Raw genomic sequence first — 22311 nt, 5'->3', positions numbered from 1 at the left:
GAGCCTATCGCGCGAGGTGGCGTCCCTCCGTCCGGAGCAGGGTGCCTCAGCCGGCGAGCGTCCCGAGCGTCAGGTCGACGTCGTACTCCTTGCCGCCGCGCACGTAGGTGACGGTGGCTTTGCTGCCCGCAGCCGCCGCGCGCACCTGCGCGGTGAGGTCGGTTGCGCCCGTGATGGGGACGCCGTTGAACTCGGTGACCACGTCATCGGCCTTCAGACCGGCGTCCGCCGCGGCGCCCCCGGGCGTGACGTCGGCGATGTACGCCCCGGACACCGTGGCTCCCTCAACACCCGAGGCGTCGCGGACCGAGGCGCCGAGCAGCCCGTGCGTGGCGGCACCGTCGGCGATGATCTCCTCGGACACGCGCTTGGCGATGTTCGAGGGGATCGCGAAGCCGATGCCGATCGATCCCGAGTCCTCGGAGTTGCCCGAGCTGGCGATCGCGACGTTGATCCCGATCAGCTCGCCCTTGCTGTTGACGAGCGCACCGCCGGAGTTGCCGTGGTTGATCGCGGCGTCCGTCTGGATCACGGCCACCGAGATGGAGTCCGTCGTCTGCTGGCCGCCGCTGCCCGGGATGTCGAACTGGAACGGGCCCTGGCCCTCCTGTGGCGACTGCTGCTCCGGCGCATCCTCGGACGAGGAGTCCGGCAGCGCCGACGAGGCGATCTGGATGCTGCGGTTCAGCGCGCTCACGATACCGGTCGTGACCGAGTTCGCCAGGCCGAGCGGGGCGCCGAGCGCGACCGCGGTGTCTCCGACGTTGAGCTTCGACGAGTCGGCGAACTCGATCGGGGTGAGGTCCTTCGCGTCGGTGAGCTTGATGACCGCGAGGTCGTAGATCGGGTCGGTGCCCACGACCGTGGCGTCGTAGATGCGGCCGTCCGATGCCGTCACCCGGATGGTCGGGTCGGCCACGGCACCGCCGAGCGTCACGACGTGCGTGTTGGTGAGCACGTAGCCGTCCTTGCTGATGATCACGCCGGAGCCGCTGCCGGCCTCCTGCGATCCCGCGACCTCGATCGTGACGACGGAGGGGAGGGCGGCGGTGGCGACGGCCGTGGTCTCGTTGACCGATCCGGGGTTGTTCACGGTGACGGTCTGCGGGCCCTGCGCGGTGCCGGACGACGGGCGATCCTGCAAGCCCGTGAGAAGCGCACCGCCGCCGAACCCGGCGACACCTCCCACGAGGGCGGCCGCCACGACGAACGCGGCGATGCGCGTTCCTCCGCGGGACTTCTCCTTCGTCGCCGCGGGGGCGTTGCCGTCGGACGGCGCGTGGGCGCCGGAGGGCGCGGTGGCGGGGACGCCGAATGCGGCGCCCGGAGCGTTCGGGGTCGAGCCCGGCGCGGCGAGGCCGTGCGGAACCGGCGCGACGATCGGGGCGACCGGGGCGTGCGACGCGAACGTCGACGGCACCTCGTGTCCCTGCGCGGGCGCGGGCCCCGACGTGTGGTTCGCGTTCGGTGCGGTCGGGCCGGCGGCGGTCGAGTGGCCGTCGCCGGACGGGATCGGCGGGACGGGCGGGGTGGGCACGGCATCGCTCGACGCGGGTGCGGTGTGGTCCTGGGGGTTGTCTTCGTTCATGGTGTCTGCTCCTTCGACGCCCCTTCAGGATGGCGCGTGTGCCTGTGCGTTTCGTATGTCGAGCGTGAGTTTCGGCTATGGCCTTAGCCTGTTCTTCATGAGTGTCATACCCGGCGCATGGCAGCGCACGGCGGCCGGTGCGGGCCTGCTGTCCGCAGACGGGACCGTCGCGCCCACCATCTTCGCAGAGATGTCCGCCGCGGCGGCCAGAACCGGCGCGATCAACCTCGGCCAGGGCTTCCCCGACGAGGACGGGCCCGCGGAGGTGCTCGAGGCAGCGAGGGCAGCGATCGCCTCCGGCGCCAATCAGTACCCGCCGGGACGAGGCGTCCCCGACCTGCTCACCGCGATCTCCGAGCACCAGCGGCGGTTCTACGGTCTCGAGGTCGACCCGGACACCGAGGTCATCGTCACAGCCGGCGCGACCGAGGCGCTCACCGCGACGCTCTTGGCACTGATCGACGGCCCCGACGACGAGGTCGTGGTGTTCGAGCCGTACTACGACTCCTACGCCGCAGCGGTCGCCCTGGCCGGGGCCCGGCTGCGGACCGTCCCCCTGCGCGCGCCGGACTTCCAGCCCGATCTCGCACAGCTCGCCGCGACCGTCACCGACCGCACGCGCCTCATCCTCGTCAACGACCCCCACAATCCGACCGGAGCGGTGTTCGGCCCCGAGGTGCTGGCCGAGATCGTCCGGCTGGCTGAGCTCCACGACGCCGTCATCGTCACCGACGAGGTGTACGAGCATCTGACCTTCGACGGCCCGCACACGCCGATCGCGACCCTGCCCGGCGCGGCCGAGCGCACGCTGACCATCTCGTCCGCGGGCAAGACCTTCTCGGCCACGGGATGGAAGATCGGCTGGGTGCACGGACCTGCGGCGCTCATCACCGCCGTCCTGACCGTGAAGCAATACCTCACGTATGTGAACGGCTCACCGTTCCAGCCGGCTGTGGCACGGGGACTCCGCCTCGACGACGCGTTCTTCCGCGACGCCACCACCACGCTGGCCCACAAGCACGAGATCCTCGGAGACGGCCTGCGCGCCGCGGGCTTCGTGGTGCACGCGCCCCGGGGCGGCTACTTCACGGTGGCCGACGCCAGCGCACTCGGCGGGTCGGATGCCGCGGCGTTCTGCCGCACCCTCCCGGAGCGGGCGGGCGTCGTCGCGATTCCTCTCACGGCCTTCGTGTCGGCCGAGCATCGGGCCGACTACGCCGGACTCGTGCGTTTCGCCGCCTGCAAACGCACCGAGGTGCTCGAGGAGGCCGCCCGCCGCCTCGCCTCCGCCTGACGCGGGTCCTCAGCGCGGCACGACGTCGTAGCGGCGCAGGCGCAGCGCCGGGTTCACCTGCCGCACCCGCTCGACGGCCGAGCGCTCCACCACGCCGACCGCCATGCCGGGCGCGCTGCCCACTCCGGCCAGGACGACCCCCTGCGGATCCACGATCTGCGAATGCCCGACTCCGATCGGTGCCGGGTGATCGGCCGCCACCGCATAGACCGTGTTCTCGATCGCGCGCGCCGCGAGCAGCGTCGTCCAGTGATGCTCCTTGAGCGGACCGCGCACCCACTCCGCCGGGACGACCAGTGCGTCGACGCCCGCGACCGCCAGGAGCCGGGCGACCTCGGGGAACCGGAGGTCGTAACAGGTGAGCAGCCCGAAGCGCAGCCCAGCGACCTCGAACACCGCGGGCTCCGTCAGCTCGCCGGCCTCGATCCAGTCGGACTCGGTCTGACCGAAGGCGTCGTACAGGTGCTGCTTCCGGTAGACCGCGAGCACGCCGCTCCCGTCCACGGCCACGACGGCGTTGCGCACGTGCCCCTCGGTGGACGCCCGCTCCACGAGCCCGGCGACGATCACGACCGCGTACTCCCCCGCGAGAGCGGTGAGCGTGGACACGAAGTCGCCGTCGAGTGTCTCCGCGTGCGTGGCGAGACTCTCGTCGAGCGGGTCGACGAAGTAGCTCGCGTACTCGGGGAACACGACGAGCTTCGCGCCACGCGCCGCCGCCTCGGCGGTGAGCGCCGCGATCGTGTCGCGGTTGTCCTCGCGGGAGGCGGTCGGGGCGAACTGGCACACGGCGACGGCGACGGCGGTCTCGGACATGGCCCCATCCTCTCGCACCCCCGGGACTCCCGCGCTCGATTCGACGACCCTCGGAATCCGTGATAAGTTACTTCTTGTGCCGCGGGGTGGAGCAGTTCGGTAGCTCGCCGGGCTCATAACCCGGAGGTCGCAGGTTCAAATCCTGTCCCCGCAACAAAGAAGGACCCCGAGATCATCACGATCTCGGGGCCTTTTCCTTTTGAATCGAGTACGATTCGACAGATTCGGTCGACAGTTATGCCGCGATCCGCTCACGATACTATGACCTGGGAGGTACGTCCTCCGGCGGGAGCGACCCTGCTCCGAGCGGATTGAAGGTTACCGCAAACGAGTCTCCAAGTAGGTCCTGGATCTCATCGCGCAATCGCTCACCTGTTTCCTGATGCGTACGACGCGTCTCATCAGAGGACCAGCCTGTCTCATCGTCGAACTCTCTGTTGAACTCGGCAGCCCAACCAACTAGAGCTTCCTTGAGAGCAGGCGAAAGGGTTTGTTGCCCGAACTCGTAATCGGGTCCCGCCCGGAGCGGCCATCCTGTATAAGGCACGCCAAGTTCGACCTCGACTTTCCTTACCACCACGGCGCCTGTCGGGTGCAGTCCTGAGAGGTCGTCGGGTAGGACGAGATTACTCGATTGTTCGACATGGAAAGAATAGTTGTCGGGTTGAATGTGTATTGGTACACGGGCGTCCCGTTGGAGCTCAGCCGGTAGACATCAAATATAGCGGTGTAGCAGCGTTTCCCGCTGTACTCCTTCGTGATTCCACCCGGTTCCCAAAGTGTCTGCTTGATGAAGCTCTCCATGAAGTCGTCCCAAGCGGGCGTTCCTGGGGTCCCGTAGGGTGGCCCGGTCATCTGAACCACTCGCCCCTCCCACTGCGACTGATGATTGCTTTGCATGTGATGCCACCCATAGGACTTAAGTCCGATTGGACCGCACTGCAGATAGACCGTCCCGGTGGCGAACGAAACATTGCCATAGGAGGCGAGAGGATAGTCCGCGAGGGACGCGACTCTTCCCGCCGGGACTCGTCATCGAGGCCCGGCACGCTCGCCACTATGTCGAAGGACACAAGTCCTAGACGGCACTCGACAGATTCGCTCGACAGAAATCAGTCGTCATCGCCAGTTTGTGGTGTTTTGCGTTGTTCTGATGACGACAAGAGAAGCCCAGATCAGTCAGAATTACCGCAAGCTGCCGCAAAGTTCATCTCTGGTACGCCCAGCTCCCGGAGGTCGCAGGTTCAAATCCTGTCCCCGCAACAAGAGAAGGCCCCTGATGAGGAGAAATCCGATCAGGGGCCTTCGCCTTTCCCTGCGCGCGCTGGCCTCGCCCGCCCTCTGTCCGTCCGGCGGATACGCGAATGGGCGCCCCCGCAGGGACGCCCATTCGTCTCAGCCTCGCAGGATCACTGCCCCGCGGCGCCCTCCAGCTCCAGAAGCTTCTCGACGGCCGCCGTGAGGCGCTTGTCGGCCTCACCGAACTTCTCGAGGTCACCCTCGGCCAGCGCCGCCTGCCGGTCGAGCAGGGCCTGCTGCGCAGCAGCCAGCGCGTCGGCCTGGGCGTCCGTCGGCGCGGTCGGCTCGGTCGGGGTCTCCCCCGTGTCCGGATCCGTCGTGCCCGGATCGGTGCCCGGATCCGTCGGCTCGACCTCGTCGTCACCACCGGTGGCGCCGGAGTCGCCGCCGAACAGCGTGTCGAGCGCCTCGGTGAGCGTGTTCTCGAACGCGACCCGGTCGCCGAACGCGACCAGCACCTTCTGCAGACGCGGCAGCTGCGTGCCCTCCGACGACTGCACGTACACCGGCTGCACGTAGAGCAGACCGCCGCCGACGGGCAGCGTGAGCAGGTTGCCGTAGATCACCTCGGACTCCCCCTGCTGGAGGAGGTTCAGTTGGGGCACCACGGCGGTGTCCGAGTTGTAGGTGTTCTGCACCTGACCGGGGCCGGGCACCGTGGTGTCGGTGTCGATCTCGAGCATGCGCAACTGCCCGTACCCGTCGGCCTTCACGCCCTTCTCCGACCCGGCGTCCGAGTCCACCGCGAGGTAGCCCATCAGCACGTCTCGGCTGCCTCCCGCGCCCTGCGACGCCGGGATGAAGGTCGAGAACATCGAGAACCGGGGCTGGTCCTGACCGGGCATCTGCATCGTCAGGTAGTACGGCGGCTGCAGCATCGCCTCGCTGCGCGGGTCGTTCGGCGTCTGCCAGCGGTTGTCCTGCTGCGCGAACGAGCCGGCCTTGTCGACGTGGTAGATGCCGAGGATGTCGCGCTGCACCTTGAACAGGTCGGTCGGGTAGCGCACGTGGCTCATGAGCTCGCCCGACATGTCGCTGATCGGCTTGAGCGTCGACGGGTACACCTTCTGCCACGTCTGCAGCACCGGGTCCTCCTCGTCCCACGCGTAGAGCGTGACCGAGCCGTCGTAGGCGTCGACGGTGGCCTTGACCGAGTTGCGGATGTAGTTGATGTCGTCGATCGCGAGCGAGGGCGAGGTGACGTTCGAGTCGGCGATCGCGTCGGACAGGCTCACGCTCGTCGAGTAGGGGTACGTGGAGCTGGTGGTGTAGCCGTCCACGATCCAGACGATGCGACCGTCCACGACGCTCGGGTACGGGTCGCTGTCGAGCTCGAGGTACGGAGCGACCTTCTGCACGCGCGTCTTCGGGTCGCGGTCGTACAGGATCTGCGACTCGTCGTTCACCAGGTTCGAGAACAGGATCTGCTCCGACTGGAACTTCAGCGCGTAGACCAGCTTCGTGAACGTGTCGCCGATCTTCGGACCGCCGTCGCCGTCGAAGGTCGTCTTCGTCTCGCTCGAGCCGTCCTTGCCGCGCGGGTAGTCAATCTCCGCCGGCTCGGAGCCCTCCGGGGCGCCGACGATGGAGTACTCCGGGGAGTTCTCGCCGAAGTAGACGCGCGGCTCGAAGTTCTCGCGGTCGGTCAGGAAGCCCGAGCTCGGGATGCCGCGCTCGAGGAACACCGGCTCACCGTCGCTCGTGCGCTGGTTGCCCGCCGCGGCCACGAGGCCGTAGCCGTGGGTGTAGACCGCGACGCGGTTGTTCCAGTTGTCGCCGTCGCCGAGGCCCGACATGTCGAGGTCGCGCACCGAGACCACCGTGTCCTGCATGACGCCGTCGATCTCATAGCGGTCGACGTCCATCGTGGTCTGGAACTGGTAGTAGCCACGGTACTGCTCGAGCTGACGCACGGTCGGCGGGATGACCTTCGGGTCCATGATGCGGATCGACGCCGTGGTCTCGGCGTCGGCCCGCAGCTGGCCGGCCGCCGCATCGGTCTCGGCCTCGAAGGCGGTGGTCTCGAGGTTCGCGACCCCGTAGGCCTCCTTCGTGCCGTCGATGTTCCGCTGGTAGTACTCCGCCTGGTACGCGTTCTGGTTCGGCTTCACCTGGAAGGTGGTGACCACCCAGGGGTAGCCGACGCCCACGACCAGCGAGGCCACGATGAGCAGCGCCGTCGCGGCGAGCGGGAACCGCCAGCGCCCGATGACGGCCGTGACGAAGAAGAGGATCGCGACCACGGCGGCGATGATCGCGAGGATCGCCAGGCCGGGAATCGTCGCGTTCACACCGGTGTACGCGGCACCCGTGATGCGGTCGTCCGGCGTGACGAGGGTCTTGAAGCGGTCGAGCCAGAGGCTCGCGGCCTGCACCAGGAGATAGAGGCCGGCGATCACGGCGAGCTGGATGCGCGCCGGCTTGGAGATGCGCAGCTCGCCCTGGCCGATGCGCACGGAGCCGTACAGGTACGACACGAGCGCGGTGACCAGCAGGCACAGCAGCAGCACGGCCGACACGAACGCGAGCAGGATCGAGTAGAACGGCATCGCGAACATGTAGAAGCCCGTGTCGACGCCGAACTGCGGGTCGACCGTGTCGGTGGCGACACCGTTCGCCCAGAGCCACACCGTCTTCCAGTTGCCCGCCGCCGCGAAGCCCGCGAACAGTCCGAAGAAGATGGGCATGCCCCACATGGCCAGGCGGCGCAGCGGCTCGATGACCTCCTGATAGCGGTCGAGCTGCGAGCTCAGACGCACGTAGACCGGGCGCAGACGGTAGGCCAGCTGGATGACGACGAACAGCGGGACCGCCATGCCGAGGAAGCCGACGACGAACATCACCGCCGTCGCGATCCACTGCGTGGTCAGCACGCCGGTGAACCCGACCTGGTCGAACCAGAGGAATTCGGTGTAGAGCGAAGCGAAGACGAAGAACGCCGCGATCAGCGCGGCGATGATCACCAGCGAGATGCCGAGGATTCGTCGAGAGGTTCGTGGCGTGGCCGGGTTCGGGGCTGAGGTCGAGGTCACCCCTCCATCCTAGGCACGGGCGGCTGTGCGCAGGCTGTCACGCCGGTCACGGCGACGTCACGGCGCGGAAGGCCACCCGGCTCAGGTGGCCGGGATCTCGCACGTCGGGAGTCCGCTCGTGTCCCCGCCGTCCGCGATGACGTCCAACGCCGCCAGCGACTCCTCCAGCGTCGCCGTCCGGATCACCTGCAGGCCATCGGGCACGTGCCCGACCACCTCGTCGCAGTTCGACGCCGGCGCCAGGAAGTAGTCGGCACCCGCGTCGCGCGCACCGTAGAGCTTCTGCCGGATGCCGCCGATGGGGCCGACGTCGCCCTCCGCGTCGATCGTGCCCGTTCCCGCGACGTCCTTGCCGCCGTTGAGCTCGCCGGGCGTGAGCGTGTCGATGATGCCCAGCGCAAACATCATGCCGGCACTCGGGCCGCCCACGTTGTCGAGCTGGATGGTCACGTCGATCTCGAAGTCGTAGTCGGTGCGCAGGGTGATGCCGACCAGCCAGGTCGTGGTCCCGCCCTCCTCGTGCTTCTCGGGCGTCACCTCCACCACCTGCTCCGCGCCATCGCGCTGCACGGTGAGGGCGACGGGGTCGCCACCCGCATCCTGGATCGCCTCGCGCAACCGGGTGGCCGAGGTGACGGGCGTGCCGTCGACCGCGGTGATCACATCGTCGGGTTCCAGCAGTCCGTCGGCCGGCGAGTCCTCGACCGCGTCCACGACGACCACCTGCGCGCCGGTGTCGTAGCCGAGCTCGTTGAGCGCTGCAGCCGTGGCCTCATGCTGCGAGTCGACCATGAGCGTCGCGTTGCGCTCGTCGCGCTGCTCCGTGGTCACCCCCTCCGGGAACACGGAGTCGAGCGGGACGACCGCCCGCGAGGAGTCGAGCCAGGCCAGCGCGAGCTCGAACCAGCTGGGCGTGCGCTCGCGGTTGCCGACCACCTGCACCGTCGTGAGGTCGAGCGTGCCACCCGTCTCGTACGTCTCCGCACCCTCCACGCTGATCAGCGGCACCTGCTCGCCGTCGGCGTTCTTGGCGGTGCCGAGGGTGTCGTACACGGGACCGGGACGCTGGATCACGTACGGCGACGGCAGGAAGGTGAGCACCGCCAGGGCGGCGAGCGCGACGATCAGCGCCCAGACACCGAGTCCGAGCTTTCCTGCGCGCGGTCGTTCCACAGCATTCCTCCGTCGTTCGCGAGCGGCGTACAGCGATCTGCCCGCACCGGGGTCACGCACTGAAACCTGTGACTAGCGTAGATGCCACGGCTACAGACGTGCTGAGAGGGCGAGCGACATGGCAGACAACGACCCGAACCCGGAGGACTTCCAGGAGTTCCTGCGCCGGATGCTCTCGAATCAGGGCGGCGGCGACATCGACCCGGAAGCGCTGCGGGACGCCTTCCAGGGCATGGACGGGTTCACGCTCGACCCCGCGATGATGCAGACGATCATGGCGCAGCTCCAGGGTGCGTTCGGCGGCGACCCGTGGGAGAACGCCCTGCGGCAGGCGCTGCACATCGCCAACCGCGAGGGCCAGGGCATCTCCGACGGCTCGCGCACCTCGATCGCGGACTCCTTCGCGCTCGCCACCCTCTGGCTCGGCGAGGCGACCACGATCTCCGAGCTCGCCGAGGCGCCCACCGCCATGACCCGCGGCGAGTGGGTCGAGAAGACGTTGCCGGTGTGGAAGGAAATCGCCGGCCCCGTGTCGACCAGCATCGCCGACGCGCTGACCTCGGCCCTGGACACGCAGGTGCCGGAGGAGATGCGCGGCGTGGTGCAGGGCGCGGGGCGGCTGATGCGCGGACTCGGCGGCTCGGTGTTCGCCGCGCAGTTCGGTCAGGTGCTGGGCAACCTGTCGCTCGAGGTCGTCTCGGGCGGTGACGTGGGGATCCCGGTGCTCCCCGCCGGCACCGCGGCCGTGATCCCGCAGAACCTGACCGCGTTCGGCGAGGGCCTGGAGATCCCGGAGGACCAGATCGCGCTGTACCTCGCGACGAGGGAGCTGGCGTACGCCCGGCTGTACCGGCACGCCAAGTGGCTGCACCTGCACGTGATGGCGCAGATCACCGACTTCGCCCGCGGCGTGACGGTGGACGTCGACGCCCTGGAGGACGTGGCGAGCCGGCTCGACCCCTCCGACCCGGAGGAGCTGCGCGCCGCGATCGAGGGCGGCGCGCTGCTGCCCACCCAGACCGAGGCCCAGCGCGAGGCGCTCGCGCGGCTGGAGAACCTCATCGCGACGATCGACGGATGGGTCGACGTGGTCACCGCGCAGGCGACCTCTCGGCTGCCGGACGGCGCGCGGATCGCGGAGGCCGCGCGACGTCGCCGCGCGGTCGGCGGCCCGGCGGAGGACGCCCTCGGCGCCCTGGTCGGGCTGAAGCTCCGCCCCCGGCGGATGAGGGAGGCCTCGGCGATGTGGCAGGCCGTGACCGACGCGGTCGGCGTGGCCGCGCGCGACTCCCTGTGGGACTACCCCGACCTCATGCCGAGCGCCGAGGACATCGACGACCCCACGGCTCTCATCGCGCGGCTCCAGGCCGCCGAGCGCGGCGAGCAGCCCGTGGCCGACGAGTTCGATGAGGCGCTCGCCCGTCTGCTCGACGGCGACGACTTCTCCGGCGAGGAGGAGGGGCGCGACTCGACCTCCGCCGACGACACGGAGGAGCGCGACGACCGCGATCAGGACGGCGATGCGGCACCGGAGGGCGACCGCCCGGTCTGAGCCCGCCCGCCGTGGCGCGACCGTCGCGGCACTCCTCCTCCCCGAGCGCGGGCACCCGCCCGAGTTGTCCACCGATGCGCACGCGTGCTCTCCGCGCAGGGACGGTCCGCACGAGAATCGGACGGATGCCACTCACCCCTCCCACCCTCACCCGCCTCGACCCGGCGCGACCGCTGTTGTGGCGCGACGCCACCACGCTGCAACTCGGCGACGACGGGACCCTCCGCCTTCCCGCGGAGCAGTCCTGGGTGGAGCCGCTCCTCAGCCGTATGCGCCGCGGATTCCGGCGCAGCGCGTTCGACGTGATCGCCCATGCGGCGGGCGCCCCCTGGGACGACGCCCGCCGGCTGCTCGCCCTCGTCGACCCCGCACTCACCGACGACCCGTCCCCCCTCCGGGCCGTCTGGACGAGCAGCCTCGGTCTCACGGATCCGCGGGCCGAAGGACGACTGCGGGAGGCCCTGGCCGACGAAGGCGTTCCGGCGGGCGCTCCGGATCAGGCGGATGCCGTCGCGGTCGTGCTGGTACCGGGAGCGGCAGCGGCCGTGCAGTTCGCCGTGCACCTGCGCGAGGACCGCCCGCACCTGCCCCTGGCCTTCGAGCCGGGACGCGTGACCGTGGGCCCGCTGGTGATTCCTGGCGAGACGCCGTGTCTCAGCTGCCGCGACATCGAGGACACCGAGCGCGACCCCGCGTGGCCCCTCGTGCACAGTCAGCTGATCGGGCGCGACCCCGGGCGCATCCCCGCGTCGCGAGTCGGCGAAGCCGCTCGACTCACGGCCGTCCTGCTCGCCTCGTCCGACCCCGCCCGGCTCGTGCGGGTCAGCGCCGACGGGCGGCGCGTGTGGCGTTCGGTGTCGTTTCGCGCAGAATGCCTGTGCCGCGAGCCGTCGTCCCCATCTCGGCCAGGAACCGCGACGGTGCCCGCTCCCCTCGACCTGCCGATCGCGACCAGGAGATCTCCAGCGTTCGCGCGGCCCGCGTGACGCCCACATACGCCAGCCGCCTCTCCTCGTCGATCGCCTCGAACGTCGTGGCGTAGGAGATCGGCAGCGCGCCCTCCGCCCAGCCCGCGAGGTACACGTGCGGCCACTCGAGGCCCTTCGCCGCATGCAGCGTGGACAGGGTCACGGTGCGCAGCGTCGGCTCGTGCTGGTCCTTCGCCCGCGCCATCAGCGCGTCACTGAACGACCGCAGCGTCTCGTCGGGTCCCGCCTCCTCCGCCAGGCGCAGGATCGCCCGGCGCGCCTCCCAGCCGTCGCGCTGCGCACCACCCGCGGCGGGCGGCTCCTCCGTCAGACCCAGCTCCTTCAGCACGCGGCGGACACCGGGCAGGAAGCCATGCTCGGTCGGGGCCACGGCCGCGGCCCGCAGCGCGAGGATCGCCTGCCGCACCTCCGGCATCGCGAAGAACCGGGTGCCGCCGAGCACCGAGGTGGCGATGCCCTCCGCGGCGAGCGCCTGCTGCAGCACGGCCGACTGGGCGTGGGCGCGGTACAGCACCGCGATCTCGGCGGGCGAGGCTCCGGCCGCGATCCGGGCAGCGACACCGGCCGCGATGCCCGCCGCCTCATCGGACTCCGAGTCGTACGCCGTGACGGTCGGGGCGTCCGCAGTGAACTGCTCGCGGGCCGGGACGAGCTCGAGTGCGCCGGGTCGACCCCGCATCAACGCATTGGCCGCCGTCAGGATGGGCTCCTGCGAGCGGTAGTTGGTCTCCAGTCGCACAACCGTGGCATCCGGGTGGCGGCGCTCGAACTCGAGCAGGAACCGCTGCTCGGCGCCCGCGAAGGAGTAGATCGTCTGGCTTGCGTCGCCCACCACGCAGATATCGCGGCGGTCGCCCAGCCACAGCTCGAGCAGTCGGTTCTGCAACGGGGAGACGTCCTGGAACTCGTCGACCGTGAAGTGGCGGTACTGCTCGTGCACCGAGGCCGCGACCCGCGGCTCCGCCTCGAGCATCCCGGCGCACGCGAGCAGCACATCCTCGAAGTCGAGCTGATGCCGCTCGTCCTTCAGCGCCTCGTAGCCGCGCATCAGCTCGACGAGCTGTCCCGCGTCGATCCCGCTGACGGGTCGGCCGAGCTCCGCGTACCGGTCGATCGACAGCATCGACACCTTGCGCCACTCGATCTCGGAGGCGATGTCGCGCAGGGTCGCCGTGCTCGGTCGCAGGCGCAGCGCGTCGGCCGCCTGCCCGAGCATGCGCACCTTGTTGTCGATGATCGACGGCGCGGGCGAGCCAGCCAGCGTGGGCCAGAAGAAGTTCAACTGCGCGAGCGCCGCCGCATGGAACGTGCGAGCAGCGACACCCTCCACGCCCAGGGCACGAAGGCGTCCGCGCAGCTCGCCGGCCGCCTTCGCCGTGAACGTCACCGCCATCACGCGCGACGGCGAGTACGCGCCGGTGTCGACGCCGTGGGCGATGCGGTGCGTGATCACACGGGTCTTGCCCGTCCCGGCCCCCGCGAGCACGGCGACGGGGCCCCGCAGGACGGAGGCCGCTGCCCGCTGCCGCTCGTCCAGGGCGTCGAGTGCGCTCACGCGCGCTCCTCGTACCACTGCACGACCAGGGCGCGCGCGATCGACGCGGGGCCGGGGAGACCGACCGGCCCCTCCCCCGCGAGCGCGGAACCGATCTCCTCGCGCGTGAACCAGCGCACGTCGATGATCTCCTCGCCGTCCGCGCGGGCGGCCGCCTCGTCCTCGACGACGGCCCGGAATCCGACCATGAGCGAGCGGGGGAACGGCCACGCCTGCGAGGAGACGTACCGCACGTCGGAGAGACGCACGCCCGACTCCTCCTCGATCTCCCGGTGCACCGTGGACTCGAGCGACTCGCCCGCCTCCGTGAAGCCCGCGAAGCACGAGTACATGCGGCCGCCCCAGTTGGCGTTCGCCCCGAGCAGCAGCCGCTCACCGTCGGCGCTCTCGACCGCGACGATCACCGCGGGATCCGTCCGGGGGAAGTGCTCGCGCCCGCACACCAGGCAGCGGCGCGACCAGCCGGCCTGACGCAGCTCGGTACCGCCGCCGCAGGTCGGGCAGAACGGCGCGTCGCGCAACCAGCCGGCGAGCGCGACGGCTCCCACCAGCACCTCCGACTCCCCGGCGTCGATGCGGCCCCCCAGGTCGCGCAGCCCGAGCCAGATCTCGTCCGGAGCGGCGTCGACGGCGTCGGTCTCCGGCGGCGCGGCGGCGAGGAGCAGCACCGCGCCGTCGGCGTCGCGGCCGAGCAGCGCCCAGGTCACCTCCCCCACGGCGTCGGGAGCGACGCGGACGAGGGCGGAGTCGAGCACGCGCACGCGGCCCTCGCGCACCACGATCACCCGTGACCGGGGATCGTCGCGCAGACGGTCGATCACGCCGGGCTCCTCACGGAGCTCCGCTGCGCGGTCGAAGAACGGACGCGGAATGCTCATCGACTCCCCCTTTCACGGGCGTGGCGGAGGCGGGACCGCCCCTGAGCCCACCTACCCTGGGGGCATGGGACGCTCTCCATTCACTCTAGCCGCGGCGGTGACGGCCGCACTTCCCGGCGCTGAGGTCACGGGCACCCGAGCGCTCACCGCCGACGGCGACGGCCGCTTCGACTCCGCCGTCGCCTCTCTCGCCGACGGCAGGGAACTGGCGATCCGCGTGGCCGACGACGACGATGCGGCGCGCGAGCTCGCGGCCGAGGCCATCGCCTTGCGCGCGCTCACCGACGGCGCCCGCGCCATGCTGCCCTTCCGCGCCCCGGCATACGTGGGCGAGACGCGCCTGGGCGACGGACGCGCACTGGTGACCGAGCTGCTGCCCGGCTTCCAGATCGAGGCGCCGATGGTGCCCGCCGGCCGCGGTGCCGCCGAGTCGATGGGTGCCGCGATCGCCGCCGTGCACGGCATGCCCACCTCCGTCGTCCGCGGCGCGGGGCTCCCCACGCGCAGCGCCGACGAGAGCCGCGCCGAGCTCGAACGACTCGTCGACACCGCCGCCGCCACCGGCCGCGTCCCCGCGCGGCTCACCGTGCGCTGGCGCGACGCGATCGCGGACGACGAGCTGTGGCGCTTCGAGTCCACCGTCGTCCTCGGCGGGGTGCAGGCGACCTCCTTCCTGTTCGACGACGACCCGCACGAGGGCCCCCGGGTCACCGGGCTCGTGGGCTGGCACGGGCTCGCGGTGGGCGACCCCGCGGTCGACCTCTCCTGGCTGTCGGCCGCGCCGGATGCCGCCACCGATGTGCAGGCCGCCTATGCCCGCACCGTCGACCGTGGCCCCGACGCCGGGCTCGACGCCCGTGCCCGGCTGCTCGCCGAGCTCGAGTTCGCGCGCTGGCTGGTTCACGGCGACGCGCTGCACCGCCCCGACATCGTCGACGACGCCGCCGCACTGCTCACCGCTCTCGCGGAGGGCCTGAACGACCGCGGGATCGCGACCGCCGAGCGCCGCAGCGGCGTGGACTCCGCGATGGAGGCACTCGACCGGGTCCCGGTCGCCCGCGCGCCCGAGGTCGACACGTCCATGCAGACCGACGCCTACAACCCCGACGACCTGTGGGTCGCGGACGCCGAGGCGCGGGACGACGCGGAGCCCGGCTCCACTCCGGCAGAAGCGGACGCGCCCAGGCCGTGGAGCCGTGCGACGCGGAGCGACGCCGAGGCTCCGGCGGGCGACGCCCCGCGCTTCAGCGCCGTCGAGCTCGACACCGAGGACCTCTCCGGCGTGCGCTCCGGGTTCGCGGGGACGCACGGCTCGCGTGACGCCGACGCGGCGCCCACCCCGGGCGGCCACGACGGAGGCGCGGACGACGGGGACGACTCCGAAGAGGCTCAGCGGGCGGCGCGCGCGGCACTCCAGCGCTGGAAGAGCTCCTCCTCCGAATAGACCCGGTCCCCGCGGATCACGAGGTCGTCTGCGACGTAGTACAGCGCCACGTCGATCTCGTCGAGCGGCACCCCGAAGCGCCGGTGGTACGCGAGGCGGTACAGCGCGAGCTGCAGCATCCGCTCCTCCCGCTCCTCGGCCGTCCGGGGCGCGCGACCGGTCTTCCAGTCGACGATCTCGAGGCGGCCCCCACGGTCCGCGCGGCGGTACACGGCATCGAGTTTGCAGATCACGATGTGTCCGCGCTCGTCCTCGTACCCTTCCCCGCCCGCACCGAGCGCGAAGTCGATCTCGATCTCGACCGCCAGGGGCTGCAACGACCCCCACTCGCTTTGCTCGAACGTGCGCTGCAGCACCGCGAGGTCGGCGGCGTCGGCCACCGCGCCGGGGCCGGCGCCGTCGAACACGGCGTCGGCGAACGGCTCGTCCTCGTCCTGCTCCCACAGCGCCTCATCGACGCGGGAGCCGACCCCCACCAGTTCGGAGCGCTGCTCGACCCAGGCGTGGAACAGCGTGCCCAGGCGCGTCTGCCGATAGGGACGCTCCGGCATGGGGCGCACGATCGACGCGAGCGTTCCCGCGTAGTCGGTGACGTAGTCCTTGAAGCGCGACGCAGGGACACGGGTCGGAGCGTCCGCCGCAGTGCCCCGCTGGCGGGCCTCGCGCTCCGCCAGCATTCGCTGCAGCTCGGGCGTGGGGGTCGCGGTGCCCGATCGCAGCTCCTCCTCGACCGCCGCCGCGGCAGGCATCACCACGGGTCGCCGTGCGCCGAGCGGGTCGAGCGGCCAGTGCAGGGTCGCACCCGGACCGTCGTACGGGTTCTCGTCGGGGTCCACGCCATCGATCGGCGCGAGGCCCCGCACCTCGATCGCCTCCAGCAGATACGGGCTCGGAGTGCGCGGCGCCTTCTGCCCCGCCCAGTGCGCCCCGGTCAGCAGCAGGTCGCTCCGGGCGCGGGTGATCGCGACATACGCCAGGCGCCGCTCCTCCTGGCGCTGGTACTCGCGGTAGGCGTCCTTGAAGCGCTTGAGTGCGCCGCCCTGAGGGTTCGCCTGGGTGGCGCCGCCCGACAGCGAGGCCTGCGCGAGCTTCTGCCGCTTGACCGGATCGGTCTCGGCACCCACCGCGTCCTCCGGGTCCCACGTGAACCTCGGCAGCGCGTCACGGTCGCCGCGCAGCTCGAACGGCACCACGCCGAACCCGAACCAGCCCGACGTGTCGGCGATGCGACCGGGCAGTTCGTCCACCACGAGTCGCACCACCGCCACCGCATCCCATTCGAGCCCCTTGGAGCCGTGGATCGTGAGCAGCTGCACCACGCCCGGCTCCGGCGGCTCGGGACGCGGCATCAGTTCGTCCGTGCTCTCCGCCTTGTCGAGCCACGCGAGGAGGCTGCCGATCGTGCCGCGGTCGTCGGCGGCGAGGAACGCACGTACCTCGTCGGCGAAGGCTCGCAACTGCGTCGCCGCGATCCGCGCCGGTCCGCGGGTCTCGTTCGCGGCGAGCTCGATGTCGAGGCGGAGCTCCAGTTCGATCAGACGGATCAGCTCGGGGATCGGTTGCGACGACGCGCGGCGCAACCGCTCCAGCATCTCCCCCGCGGCGCGGATCCGCGCCCTGCCCTCCGGGGTGATGGCCTCGAGCAGGCGGTAGTCGTCTCGCACCGCGCGCACCACGTCGACCGCGTCCACGATCGACACGGCCTCGTCCGCTCCGCGCGACGAACGCAGCCGCACCCGCACCTCGTCCGGGAGCGGGAGCATCGTCGTGTCGCGCTCGGCCAGCGTGCGGCCGAGGTCGTACAGCGCCGCCATGTCGGCGACTCCCACGCCGAAACGCGGTCCGGTCAGCAGCCGGATGAGGGCCGAACCGGCAGTGGGATCGTGCACGACCCGCAGCGTGGACACCACGTCGACCACCTCCGGCGTGGCGAGCAGGCCGCCCAGCCCGAGAATGCGGTGCGGCACCCCTCGGGCCGCCAGCGCCCCTGCGAACGTCTGCATGTGACGCTTCGAGCGGAACAGGATCGCGCCCGTGTGCGGGGATCCGGCCCGTGCCCCCTCCCCCGCGTCGTGTGCGGCGCGGCGCTGCACGAACCAGTCCGCCACCGCCGCCGCCTCCTCATCGACCGTGAGCGGGAAGCGCACCTCCACGCCGCCGTCACCCGCCCCGGGACGCGCCTCCAGCGGCGGCACGTCCAGTCCGGGGCGCTGCAGCGGCTCCAGCACCCGGTTCGCGATGTCGAGGATGCCCCGATCGTTGCGCCAGCTCGTCATCAGGCTGTACGTGCGCACCGCCCCCGCGCTCGCGAACGACCGGGAGAACGCGTAGAGGTTGTCGGCGCTGGCTCCACGCCAGCCGTAGATCGACTGATGCGGGTCGCCCACCGCCATGACGGCCGTATCGCGGAACAGCTCGGCGAGGAAGCGGGTCTGGATGACCGAGGTGTCCTGGTACTCGTCGAGGAGCACGACGCGGTGCTGCTCGCGCAGTTCGGCCCGCACATCAGGGGCCGACTCCACGATGTCGTAGGCGCCGCCGACCTGATCCGCGAAGTCCAGCACCCCCCGGCGCTGCTTCTCCGCGATGTACTCGCGCACCAGGGCGGTGAGCGTGGGCAGGCTCAGCAGGTTGATCGCCGCCTTCTCGACGTCCGCGTTGCTCCGGTACGGCTCGAACGCGCGCGCCTGCTCCACCGCGATGCGCTCGGCCAGCGCGAGGTCGACCCGGTGGTCCAGCGCGTCACCGGCCAGGCGCTGCACCGCGTCGATGACCGTGCCGAGCGCGTAGTCGATCTCCTCCAGCTGCGGCAGGTCGCTGCGGAGCACCACCTCCCGCGCCAGCATCCAGGACGCCGCCTGGCTGAGCATGGCGACATCGGGATCACGGCCGATCCGGGCGGCATGCTCGCGCACGATCCCGTCCGCGAACGCGTTGTACGTCGACACGCGCGGTCGGATCATCAGGTCTTCCGCCGTCCGCGGCGCTGCCGGGTCCCAACCCGTGTCGAACCGACGGGCGAGGTCGTCGAGGACCGTGGCGCGCACCAGGTCGCGCTGCCGTCCCGACGCCGCCTCCGCCACCCGGTCGAGGGCGTCGCTGCGGACGATCGCGGGCAGGTGCGGCAGCAGTCCCCGTCGGCCGTACTCGTCGACGACCGCGAGACGCGCACCGATCCGCTCCGCCAGCTCGCCGGCGGCCTTGCGGGTGAAGGTCAGCCCGAGGATCTCGTCGCGCCGCGCGCGACCCGTCGCCACGAGCCACACCACGCGCGCCGACATCGTCTCGGTCTTGCCGCTGCCGGCCCCGGCCACCACGAGCGCCGGCTCGAGCGGGGCCTCGATCACCTCCTGCTGGGCGGGAGTCGGCGTGGGCAGGCCGAGCGCCGCGGCGATGTCGGTCGCCGAGAGCACCACCTCGGACGCCGCCACGGTCACGAGCTCACCGCCGGGACCGTGTGGATGCGGCACGGGTGCACGCGGCGCTGCGTGTCGGCGCAGTGCGACTCGACCTGGGCCGTGAACCCCGCGGCCGACATGCCCCGCGCCACCTCCGCCACGCGCTGCAGGAACTGCCGCCGCGCATCGCCGTCGAGCGCGTGCTGATGGGCGATGCGGTAGTCGCTCTTCGCCAGGGTCTTGGAGACGATCACGAGTCGCGCGCCGCCGAGCGACCCCGGGGTCGCACCCGGCACCAGCCCCTGTTGCACGGCGATCTGGTACGCCGCGAGCTGCGCATGCTCCCGCACCGCACCGTCGGTCTCCGGGTCGGTCTTGCCCGTCTTGAGGTCGACGACCACGGTCGTGCCCTCGGCGTCGCCGGTCATGCGCTCCCATCCCCGTCCTCGCGCGTGCGGGTGGTCACCCGCACCGGTGGGATACGACTCCACCCGATCGATGTACCCGTGCACGATCGCCCGGTGTGCCCGCTCCTCGTCGACCGGATGCACGGTCGGCTCCTCCGCGCCCTCCCGGGCATCGACCGCGAACCGGAACTCGACCTCGCTGCCGAGCACCCGGCCTCCGTCGCGCGCGACATCGCCGAGATACGTGTGCAGCCGGTCGACGAAGAGGTCGGCACGACGACGCTCCTTGCGTCCGATCCACTCCGTCTCGAAGTCGAGTTCCGGCCAGTGCTCGGCGACGATCGCCCGCATGCGCTCGAGGTCGCCGTCGGGCACGCGCTCCATGGCCTCGTGCACGATCGTGCCGATTCCCGCCGTCGGGGGCATGACGGTGTCGCCGCCGAGGGCCGAGACCACCCAGTTCAGGCCGCACTCCTCGAACGACTCGACCGCCGACGGCGACACGCGGGCACCCGAGGTCGCGAGGTCGCGCAGCGGAGCCCGCGTGGATGCCGGCCGCACGCCGTACCACTCGGCCGGGTCGGCTCCCGGCACGCCCTCCCGCGCCAGCACCGCCAATTGCGCTGCGGCTTCGCGCCGCAGCGGCTCGGCCGTCACCGTGGTGAGCGTGCGCCGGTGGCGCGCGACCAGGCCCCGCAGGGTGAGCGGGTGCTCCGCGGACGCATGCCTTTCCGGGGGCTCCGGGGGCGGAAGGAAGCCGAAGAACGGGCTGGGGGTGAGGTCGTCGTCGTCGACCGCCGTGATCAGCAGTCGGCCGCGGGCGCGCGAGATCGCCCGCACGAACAGACGGAGCTCGTCGTGCAGGGCCGCCCGTCGGCGGTCGAGCACACCGGGCGGCTCGTCGGGCACACCGGTGCGGGCGGCGGCGAGCGCCCCGGGCAGCCGCCACGTCTGCAGGAGCCCGCCGCGCAGCCGTACGTTGGGCCAGACGCCGTCCTGCACCCCGGCGACAACGACCGCGTCGAACTCCGTGCCCAATGCGGTCGCGGGGGTGAGCAGGGTGACCGTGCCGGGACGCTCCGGCGTCGACAGCGTGTCCTCCGGGACCTCGCTGTCGAGGATGTCGCGCACGAACACTTCGGGCTTCTCGTTCGGCGTGCGCTCCACGAACCGCTTGGCCGCGTCGAACAGGGCCACCAGCGCGTCGAGCGAGCGCGCGGTCTCCGCCCCGGTCGGCAGCAGCGAGATCTCCCGCCACGCCACCGACAGCCGGCGACCGTCCACCGCCCTGGCCTGCTCCCACACGCGCCACAGCAGATCGTGGATGGTCTCGCCCTCCGCGGCGGCCCTGGCGACCGCCTCGACCGTCTCCGCGAAGCGCTCCGCCGTGCGCGACTCGGGGGCGTCGATGAGGGTGAGGGTCGCGGGCTGCGACAGAGCCTGACGCAGCAGTTCGCGCGCGGGCGTCGATCCCCCGTCGGCGAGTTCGAGATGCCGCAGCCGCGCCCTGAGTCGGCGGAGGGCGATCGCACCCATGCCCCCGAACGGCGTCCGCAGTGCGTCCTCCCACGCCTGTACCGTCCGCTCCTCGTCGGGGGTCAGCGCGAGACGGACGATCCCGACGATGTCGCGCACGATCCCCTCGCTGCCGAGCGGTCGCTGCACCCCGGCGGCTCGCGTGGGGATCTCCCGCGCCGCCAGTTCGGTCTCCAGGGCAGTGACCTGACGGGTGTCGTGGGCGATCACCGCCATCCGATCCCACGGCACTCCGTCGCTCAGGTGCCAGTCGCGCATCACCCCCGCGATGCGGTCGAACTCCTCGTAGGGCGACGGCGCGAGGAAGGTGGACACGACGGCGGCCTCGTCCTCCCCCGCGAGCGGCGCGGGCGCCCGCCGATGCTCCACGCGCCCCGACACCCCGATCGCCTGCGTCACGGTGCGGGTGAGCGCGGTGAGCGCGGCGTGCTGTCGGTGCGCCCCGTCGAGCACGTGCACGTCGCCGAGCGCCCCCGCCAGCTGCGAGAAGAGCTCGGGGCTCGCGCCACGGAACGCCCCGGACGAGATGTCGGGGTCGCCGAAGGCCAGCACCGCGACCCCGCGGTCGAGCAGGGCCCGGACGACCGCGATGCCCCCGCGCGTGAGCTCCTGCGCATCGTCGATCAGCACCGCGCGCACGGGCGCGAGCGGGCCGAGGGTGGCGGCATCGGCCGTGCGCAGGATCGCGCTCGCCTCGCTGAGCAGGTCGGCCGCGTCGCGGTGGGCCGACCGCAGGGCGTCGAGCACCGTGCGGTACTCCACCAGGAACTCCGCAGCGGCCGCCCACACCTCGTTGCCCGACGACCGCAGTTCCTCGGGGTGCACGCCCAGCTCGGTGCACTCGGCCAGGAACGCGCGCAGCTCCGACCGGAATCCTCTCGACGCCCGCACGGAGGCGCTGAGCGACTCGGGCCAGGCGATGCGGCCGTCCTCCGTGTCTCCAGCGAGCAGCTCCGCGATGATGCGGTCCTGGTCGGCGCCCGTCAGCAGCGCGGGCGGCTCGGCGCCCTCGCGCACCATCGCCCCGCGGACGAGCTGGAAGGCGAACGAACCGAGCGAGCGGGCGAGCGGGCCGGGGGTCGCCTGTCCCACGCGCACGCCGATGCGATCGCGCAGCGCCGTCGCGGCCTGTCGACTCGGGGTGAGCGCGAGCACCTCTTCCGGCCGCAGCCCCTCCTCGTCGACGAGCCGCACGATGCGGTCGACCAGCACCGTCGTCTTGCCGGTGCCCGGGGCACCGATGATGACGCCGGACGCGGTCGGCGGCGCCATGATCACGGCACGTTGAGCGGCATCCGAAGTCATGTCCTCCACGCTAACGGGAGCGGCCGACATGGGCGTCGCCCGCCC

Annotated in this window: 11 protein-coding genes and 1 tRNA gene; 4 read left to right on the top strand and 8 right to left on the bottom strand. The window is 71.5% G+C overall.

Translation table 11 applies throughout. The annotated features are described in order from the left end of the window. Positions 1–46: 46 nt before the first annotated feature. On the bottom strand, positions 47–1588 hold the full coding sequence (locus ACFV3I_RS07850) for a trypsin-like peptidase domain-containing protein (RefSeq protein WP_378803568.1): 1542 nt from the start codon (positions 1586–1588) through the stop codon (positions 47–49). 97 nt (positions 1589–1685) lie between these two features. Here ACFV3I_RS07850 and ACFV3I_RS07845 point away from each other — a divergent pair, with 97 nt between their 5' ends. Further along, entirely contained in the window at positions 1686–2882 is a 1197-nt protein-coding gene (locus tag ACFV3I_RS07845; protein ID WP_136035597.1) for an aminotransferase class I/II-fold pyridoxal phosphate-dependent enzyme, read from the top strand. Positions 2883–2891: 9 nt separating this feature from the next. On the opposite strand, the gene ACFV3I_RS07840 is transcribed toward ACFV3I_RS07845, so the two are convergent. Further along, complete coding sequence (locus ACFV3I_RS07840; RefSeq protein ID WP_136044825.1) at positions 2892–3698, bottom strand: carbon-nitrogen hydrolase family protein; 807 nt, start codon at positions 3696–3698, stop codon at positions 2892–2894. Between the two features lie 80 nt (positions 3699–3778). Between ACFV3I_RS07840 and ACFV3I_RS07835 the strand changes: the two genes are divergently transcribed. Then, a tRNA-Met gene (locus ACFV3I_RS07835) sits at positions 3779–3852 on the top strand. Between the two features lie 1255 nt (positions 3853–5107). On the opposite strand, the gene ACFV3I_RS07830 is transcribed toward ACFV3I_RS07835, so the two are convergent. Beyond that, on the bottom strand, positions 5108–8029 hold the full coding sequence (locus tag ACFV3I_RS07830) for a UPF0182 family protein (protein WP_378822663.1): 2922 nt from the start codon (positions 8027–8029) through the stop codon (positions 5108–5110). Positions 8030–8110: 81 nt separating this feature from the next. Beyond that, entirely contained in the window at positions 8111–9202 is a 1092-nt protein-coding gene (locus ACFV3I_RS07825; RefSeq protein WP_136035596.1) for a PDZ domain-containing protein, read from the bottom strand. 118 nt (positions 9203–9320) lie between these two features. On the opposite strand from ACFV3I_RS07825, the gene ACFV3I_RS07820 reads away from it, so the two are divergent. Continuing rightward, positions 9321–10754, top strand: a complete 1434-nt coding sequence (locus ACFV3I_RS07820; RefSeq protein WP_378822662.1) for a zinc-dependent metalloprotease — start codon at positions 9321–9323, stop codon at positions 10752–10754. Between the two features lie 822 nt (positions 10755–11576). Here ACFV3I_RS07820 and ACFV3I_RS07815 read toward each other — a convergent pair. Further along, positions 11577–13298 carry an ATP-dependent helicase gene (locus tag ACFV3I_RS07815; protein WP_136035435.1) on the bottom strand — a complete coding sequence of 574 codons (1722 nt, stop codon included), beginning with the start codon at positions 13296–13298 and terminating at the stop codon, positions 11577–11579. Beyond that, complete coding sequence (nudC, locus tag ACFV3I_RS07810; protein WP_378822661.1) at positions 13295–14176, bottom strand: NAD(+) diphosphatase; 882 nt, start codon at positions 14174–14176, stop codon at positions 13295–13297. The genes ACFV3I_RS07815 and nudC overlap by 4 nt, the downstream gene beginning before the upstream one ends. Before the next feature lie 64 nt (positions 14177–14240). On the opposite strand from nudC, the gene ACFV3I_RS07805 reads away from it, so the two are divergent. Next, positions 14241–15620, top strand: coding sequence for a hypothetical protein (locus ACFV3I_RS07805; RefSeq protein WP_378822660.1), 1380 nt, complete (start codon positions 14241–14243; stop codon positions 15618–15620). On the opposite strand, the gene ACFV3I_RS07800 is transcribed toward ACFV3I_RS07805, so the two are convergent. Continuing rightward, positions 15566–19090, bottom strand: coding sequence for a UvrD-helicase domain-containing protein (locus ACFV3I_RS07800; protein WP_378822659.1), 3525 nt, complete (start codon positions 19088–19090; stop codon positions 15566–15568). The genes ACFV3I_RS07805 and ACFV3I_RS07800 overlap by 55 nt on opposite strands. Beyond that, a complete protein-coding gene (locus tag ACFV3I_RS07795; protein ID WP_378822658.1) occupies positions 19054–22266 on the bottom strand; it encodes an ATP-dependent helicase in 3213 nt (1070 codons plus the stop codon). The genes ACFV3I_RS07800 and ACFV3I_RS07795 overlap by 37 nt, the downstream gene beginning before the upstream one ends. Positions 22267–22311: the final 45 nt, after the last annotated feature.

This window comes from Microbacterium sp. NPDC059771 (genome assembly GCF_042732495.1).
Taxonomy (GTDB): Bacteria; Actinomycetota; Actinomycetes; order Actinomycetales; family Microbacteriaceae; genus Microbacterium; species Microbacterium sufflavum.
Note: the sequence above shows the minus strand (reverse complement) of the source record. Positions and strands in the feature narration are given on the sequence as shown.

What these genes read in the sequence shown, in the direction of transcription:
- ACFV3I_RS07850 (WP_378803568.1), bottom strand. Translation starts at nt 1,588, where the DNA reads ATGAACGAAGACAACCCCCAGGACCACACCGCACCCGCGTCGAGCGAT.
- ACFV3I_RS07845 (WP_136035597.1), top strand. Translation starts at nt 1,686, where the DNA reads ATGAGTGTCATACCCGGCGCATGGCAGCGCACGGCGGCCGGTGCGGGC.
- ACFV3I_RS07840 (WP_136044825.1), bottom strand. Translation starts at nt 3,698, where the DNA reads ATGTCCGAGACCGCCGTCGCCGTCGCCGTGTGCCAGTTCGCCCCGACC.
- ACFV3I_RS07820 (WP_378822662.1), top strand. Translation starts at nt 9,321, where the DNA reads ATGGCAGACAACGACCCGAACCCGGAGGACTTCCAGGAGTTCCTGCGC.
- nudC (WP_378822661.1), bottom strand. Translation starts at nt 14,176, where the DNA reads ATGAGCATTCCGCGTCCGTTCTTCGACCGCGCAGCGGAGCTCCGTGAG.
- ACFV3I_RS07805 (WP_378822660.1), top strand. Translation starts at nt 14,241, where the DNA reads ATGGGACGCTCTCCATTCACTCTAGCCGCGGCGGTGACGGCCGCACTT.
- ACFV3I_RS07795 (WP_378822658.1), bottom strand. Translation starts at nt 22,266, where the DNA reads ATGACTTCGGATGCCGCTCAACGTGCCGTGATCATGGCGCCGCCGACC.